Annotated in this window: 4 protein-coding genes; 1 reads left to right on the top strand and 3 read right to left on the bottom strand. The window is 64.3% G+C overall.

The features are described from left to right. Positions 1-27: 27 nt before the first annotated feature. The 3 genes from B5E66_RS11625 to B5E66_RS11635 form a co-directional block, all read right to left on the bottom strand. Positions 28-765, bottom strand: coding sequence for a Type 1 glutamine amidotransferase-like domain-containing protein (locus B5E66_RS11625; RefSeq protein ID WP_087233265.1), 738 nt, complete (start codon positions 763-765; stop codon positions 28-30). A gap of 165 nt (positions 766-930) precedes the next feature. Further along, the gene (locus tag B5E66_RS11630; RefSeq protein ID WP_087233268.1) at positions 931-2,769 is read right to left on the bottom strand and encodes a hypothetical protein; all 1,839 of its coding nucleotides are present in this window, start codon (positions 2,767-2,769) and stop codon (positions 931-933) included. A 5-nt stretch (positions 2,770-2,774) separates the two neighbouring features. Beyond that, positions 2,775-4,853, bottom strand: a complete 2,079-nt coding sequence (locus tag B5E66_RS11635; RefSeq protein ID WP_087233271.1) for an efflux RND transporter permease subunit — start codon at positions 4,851-4,853, stop codon at positions 2,775-2,777. A gap of 176 nt (positions 4,854-5,029) precedes the next feature. Here B5E66_RS11635 and B5E66_RS11640 point away from each other — a divergent pair, with 176 nt between their 5' ends. Next, positions 5,030-5,851 carry a purine-nucleoside phosphorylase gene (locus tag B5E66_RS11640; protein WP_087233274.1) on the top strand — a complete coding sequence of 274 codons (822 nt, stop codon included), beginning with the start codon at positions 5,030-5,032 and terminating at the stop codon, positions 5,849-5,851. The last annotated feature ends 185 nt before the right edge of the window (positions 5,852-6,036 follow it).

The following is a 6,036-nucleotide window of genomic DNA, read 5'->3' on the forward strand; positions in this document are numbered from 1 at the left end:
ACGGTTCGAATGCTGTCCTGCAGCAAATTACCACAGAGGCAGTTCTTCGCCGTCCTCGTTGATGAGGGAGACGCGGCCCTTGCCGAAGTACCAGCCTTCGCCGTAGAGGACCTCGCTGCTGTCGGTGCAGATGATATAGGAGCCGTCGGGCAGGGCGATGAAGGGCCGGTGGCAGCTGTCCTGACGGGCGATGTCCAGCAGAGGGATGCCGTCCACCGTGTTGTTTTTGGAGTGCTGGTAATGGGGCCAGATGCTGATATCGGTCAGGCCCAGGCCGGTCATCCAGCGGCAGTAGAAGGGGTCGGTGGCCTCGCCCGGCTCCTCGGGCTGGGCGTAGACGATGCCGGCAGCGTTCATCGAGCCGGCGCTGATGCCCAGCACGATCCCCTCATAGCTCTGCAGCAGGGCAGGCAGGCCGATCTCCGAGAAGAAGCGGTTCTGGGTGGGGACATGGCCGCCCCCCAGGATCAGGAAGTTGCACCGGGCCAGCAGCTCGGAGATCTCCTCCTGGTTGCGGCTGTCGCAGGGGGTCAGCCCGTCCAGGGGCAGGCCGGCCCGGGCAAAGCAGTCTGCAAAAAAGCTGCAGGCCTCGTCGTTGGCGGCGTGGGCCTCGGGGTCGGCTGCCAGCAGCAGCCCTTCGGGGGCCTCCTGGGGCCAGACGGCGCACAGGTTATCGACAAAGTGGTTTTTGGGGTCCAGAGCAGCGGGCTGAGGGCCGGGTTCAAAAGGGCAGCCGGTGGGGCTGCTGGTTAAAAACAGGGTCATACGGGTTCCTCTTTCATGGCCAGACGCATACACGCTGTACAGTCTGCACAGCGGTACTATTGTAGCACAAAAAGAGGCGGATGGGGAGGGCAAATTCCAACAAAAGAACAAGTTTCACTTTTCACAAAACACACAAAAAGGAGCGTTTTTGGCCGTGTGCGCCGCTCACTGCCCGTCGTACAGGCCAAACAGGTCCAGCAGCTTTTCCCAGAAAGTGAGCGGACGGGCGGGGGCCTGGTCCGCCTGGGCGGTGCTGTCCAGGGCGATGGGCGCGGTTTGCAGGGCAAACTGCAGGGCCGAGACGCCGGTGTTCTGATCCGAGGTGAAAGAGGCGGGGGTCTCGGGGGCGGACAGAGTGTCCAGCAGCGAGCCCAGTTCCTCGTCCAGCTGCATACTGCTGGTCTCGGTGTACAGCTGGTGCGCCCCTGCCACCAGCATCCCGGAGGCGGCGGTCAGCTGCTGGGTGCCGGCCAGGATCTGGCTGACTCCCTGGGTGTATGCGTTGACCCCGGTGTCGAAGGCGCCGTACTGGGTGGCCAGGGTGGTCACGGCGTCGGACAAAAGGGCCAGGTTCTGCAGCATCCCGTTCAGCACCGAGGCCATGGCCTGGATGCCGTCGTCAAAGGCGGCGTAGCCCTCCCGCACCGCCGAGGTGCCCTGGCGCAGGGTCCCGATGCCGGTGCTGACGGTGTCCAGATAGAGCTGCATGGCCCCGGCCAGGGCGGTGTTGCCCTGGAGCAGCAGGACGATCTGGCGGATCTGGTCCCCCACTCCGAAGGGCAGGCCGGTGAGGCCCTGCAGCATGGCAATGGCCTGGGCGTTGCCGGCGGCCAGGGTGTCCAGGTCCAGGCCGTTCTGAGCCAGGATCTGCTTGAACGCCTCGTAGTTGACCTGCTGCTCCAGCTGGGCCACGCCGTCATCCAGCTGAGCCAGCCCGCCGCCGATCTGCCTGGAGGCTTCCAGCAGAGCGGTGAGCTGGTCGTTGGAGGCCGAGACGCCGTTCAGGGCGCTTTGGAGCTGGTTCAGGGCGGACTGGATGGCGGCCGAGCCGCCGGTCAAAAGGCCGGACTGCTGGTCCAGCATGGTCAGGCCCTGCTGCAGGGCCGCGATGCCCGCCGCCAGGGCGGTCGTGCCCTCGTCCAGCTGGCTGGTGCCGGTGGTCAGCTGGTTCAAACGGTTGGTCAGGGCCACCCCGTTGATGTCCAGCTTGAGCTGGAGCTGGATGCCGTTGAAGGTGATGGCCGGCATGGTGAAGTTGGTCACATCGGCGGCCACCTCGATCTGGCTGGTCTGGCCGGGCAGCAGGGTGAAGATGATCTGCCGCTGGCTGCCCACGCTGGCGATGGTGCCCCCCGCCGCCCGGATGTTGGAGGCGTTGGCGGTGTCCAGGGTGACGGTGGTCTGGAGGGCGTATTGATCGAACCAGCTGCCGGTGCAGTCGGGGTTGGGGCTGACGTCGATGCGGATGATGAGGGCCCCGCTGCGGCCCGCCAGCTCGCTGGGGTCGCACTCGGCGCCGTCCAGGAGGTAGCGCACCTGGATCAGCCAGGGCAGGGGGGTAGCAGGGTCCATGGTGCCCTCGTAATAGACGGTGCCGTCGGCGGCGGGGGTCAGGGTGACGGCGCCGTCGCCGCTGGTGATGGGGTCGGTGGTGGTCATGTTGCGGACGGCGGTGTAATGGCCGTAGTCGGTGATGGGCACGCCGGCGGTGGCCTCAAACCGGTTGACGGCGTAAAGGCTCTCCACCGTGCCGTCGGCGGCCAGCTTGCCGTAGATCACTTCCTCTTTGGCAGCAGGGGCGGCGCCGTTGCCCTCCTCCAAGTCGGCGGAAGCGTCCTCGGGCGGGGCGGCCTGGGAGGACGCCCCGGAGCCGGAAGGGGCGCTGTCCGCTGCGGAAGAAGCGGGGGCGCTGTCCGAGGCAAAGACGGAGAGGGTCGCCGTGCAGAAAACGGCGGCGGCCAGCAGGGCCGCGGCGGCGCGGCGGGGCAGGGTGTACAGTTTCATGGGGGTCAGCCCTCCTTTGGTGCGGGGGCGGAAGCTCCCGGTTTGGATTGGACGATGAATGGGTCGATGAGGTAGAGGATGCCGGGCAGCGCCAGCAGCACGATGGCCAGGGAGGCCAGGCTGCCCACGCCCAGGAAGTTGCCCAGCTGGGCCAGCAGCTGGTTGGAGGAGATGGCCCCCATCAGGAAGCCGACCACAGCCAGGCCGCTGCCGGTGGTGAGCACCGATGTGGTGACGGTGGCCACCGTGGCGGCCACGGCCGGCTTTTTGTCCAGGGTCTGGCGGTATTCCCGGTAGCGGTCGGAAAAGAGGATGGCGTAATCCACCGTGGCGCCCAGCTGCACCGAACTGATGATGAGGTAAGCGATGTAAAAGACCACGGTGTCGGTGAAGTAGGGCAGGGCCAGGTTGAACCAGATGGCCGTCTCGATGCTGAGCACCAGCACGATGGGCAGCACCAGGCTGTGCTCCAACAGCAGCAGCACCAGAAAGACCGCCGCGATGGCGACCAGGTTCACCTTGGCCATGTCGCCGGTGATGGTGTCCATCAGGTCGTAGGTGCTGACCCCCTGGCCGGCCAGATACCAGCTGTCAGGATAGTATTGCTGGGCGATGGCCCGGACCTGTTCCACCAGGGCAAAGGCCGCGTCCCCTTCAAAGTCGGCGGCCACCGAGAGGACCATGCGGGTGTACCCGTTCGACACCAGCTGGGACAGAGTGGCGTCGTCCAGGTAGCCCGGCGGGATCTCGGGCCCGGCGGTGTCCACATAGGAAAGGATGCTGGTCACCTGGGGCAGGGCGTGCAGGGCGGAGGACAGCTGGCTCTGGGTGGCGGTGTCTCCGGCGGGGACCAGCAGGACATAGGTGTCGCTCTGGCCGAACACCGACTCGATGGCCTGGGTATCCTGGCCCACCTTGGTGTCGGTGCCGAACATATGGCCTGCGCCGTAGTAATACTGGTTGGCGTTGGAGGCCAGGAACGAGGGGACCATCACCACCACCAGCACCGCCACCATGGGCAGCATGATCCGGCTGACCAGCCGTCCGAAGCCCTGGAAACCGGGCAGCAGGGGCTTGTGGCGGGTGCGGTCCATCCAGGGCAGGACGGTGACCACCAGAGCCGGCACAAAGGTAAAGACGGTCAGCAGGCTGAAGGCGACCCCCTTGGCCAGGGCCAGGCCCAGGTCGGGGCCGATCTGGAACTGCATCAGCACCAGGGCCGCAAAGCCGATGACGGTGGTCAGGCCGCTGGACAGGATGGAGGAAGCGGATTTGGTCAGGGCCTCCACCATGCAGTCGTCGGGGGAAGCGCCGGGGCGCTCCTGGCGCACCTCCTCAAAGCGATGGATCAGGAACACCGAGTAGTCCAGCGAGACGGCCAGCTGCAAAATGCTGCCTGCCGCGCTGGTGACAAAGGAGATCTCCCCGAACAACAGGTTGGTGCCGTTGTTGATGAGGATGGCGGCCCCCATCCCCAGCATGACGATGGCGGGCTCGGCCCAGCTGCGGGTGGTGAGGGCCAGGATGAAGATCACATACACCACCGCGATGCAGGCGATCTGGGCCACCTCCACCACGGTGGAATGGGTGGCCGCCGCCGTGGACACCGCCGAGCCGGTCAGGGCGCCCTTGTCGCCCAGCAGGGCCTCGATGGCAGCCACCGCCTCGGCCCGCTGGTCATCCGCCACCGTGATGGTCAACAGGGCGGCCCCGTCTTTGTAGTAGGACTCCACCGCGGCGGGGTCCTGCATCTCCAGAGGGACGGTGATGTCCAGGACGTCGTCCAGCCAGGTGACGGCGGTGACGCCCTCGATGCGGCCGATCTGTTGTTTGAAGGCCAGCGCTTTGGGAACGGTGACGTCCCGCACCATGGCCCGCACATTGGGGATGCCGCCGCCGAAGGCCTCCTCCATCACGTCGATGGCGATGGTGGAAGGGGATTCGGGGGGAAGATAGTCATTGATGTCGTAGTTGACCGAAACCAACAGGCTGAGCACAGCGCACAGCACTGCGGCCACGGCATAGCCCGCCAGCACCCGCCTGCGATGGCGGAGCACGGCGGTGAAAAAGCCTTTTCCTTTCATGAAACGGCTCCTTTCTGTAAAACCTTGAACTCTATTATAAGGTCTTTGGGGCCGAAAGGGAATGAACAACCTGTGAATTTTTTTGTACATCCGTCCATCGTTGTCAGACCGGGCCGCACTTGCCAAAGGGTCCCTGGAACCGTATAATGGAGAAAAAGCCGCAAAGGAGGATCTGCATGGAACATTTGTATGAAAAGGCTGCCGCCAGCGCCGCCTATCTGAAAGAAAAACTGCGCTTTGCACCCAAGATCGCGGTGGTGCTGGGGTCGGGCCTGGGAGACCTGACCGCCGGGTTCACCGACACACAGGAGATCCCTTACGGGGAGATCCCCCATTTCCCTCAGTCTACGGTACAGGGGCACAAGGGCGCTTTGCTGGAGGGCAAGCTGGGCCAGACCCCGGTCCTGGCCATGGAGGGCCGATTCCATTTCTACGAGGGATACAGCATGAAGGAAGTGTGCTATCCCTTCTATGTATTCCAGCTGCTGGGCATCGAGACGGTGGTGCTGACCAACGCCGCCGGCGGGATCAACCGCAGCTTTGAGCCGGGCACCCTGATGCTGATCACTGACACCATCAATATGATGGGGACAAACCCGCTCATCGGACCCAACGACGAGCGGTTCGGGCCCCGGTTCCCCGATATGACCGAGATCTTCAGCCATGACCTGCTGGATCTGGCCCGCTCGGTGGCGGACAAGCAGGGCATCGAATACAAAGAAGGGGTCTACATGGGCTTTATGGGCCCCTGCTATGAGACGGCGGCCGAGATCCGGGCCTTCGCCGCCCTGGGCGCCGACGCCGTGGGGATGAGCACCGTCCCCGAGGCGATGGTCTGTTCGTATCTGGGCATCAAGGTGCTGGCGGTCAGCTGCATCACCAACATGGCCACCGGCATCCAGACGGTGCGCCACAGCCACCAGCGCGTGCTGGAGATCGCCAACCAGGCCGGCGACCGGATGTGCCGCTGGCTGGGCGAAGTGATCCAGAAAATGTAAATGCACAAAAAAGCGCCCTGCCAGACGGCGGAGCGCTTTTCGTTTTGCCTCCGAAGTTAGAGCACACGAACTAAAGAAAATAAAGAAAAAATGGGAAATTTTGAAATTGGGTCTTGACACCGGGGGGGGGTATGTTATGATAGGCACACAAAGGAAAGGACCTTCCTTTGAACCTGTTTTGGGTC

Source organism: Faecalibacterium sp. An121, assembly GCF_002160915.1.
GTDB lineage: Bacteria > Bacillota > Clostridia > Oscillospirales > Ruminococcaceae > Faecalibacterium > Faecalibacterium avium.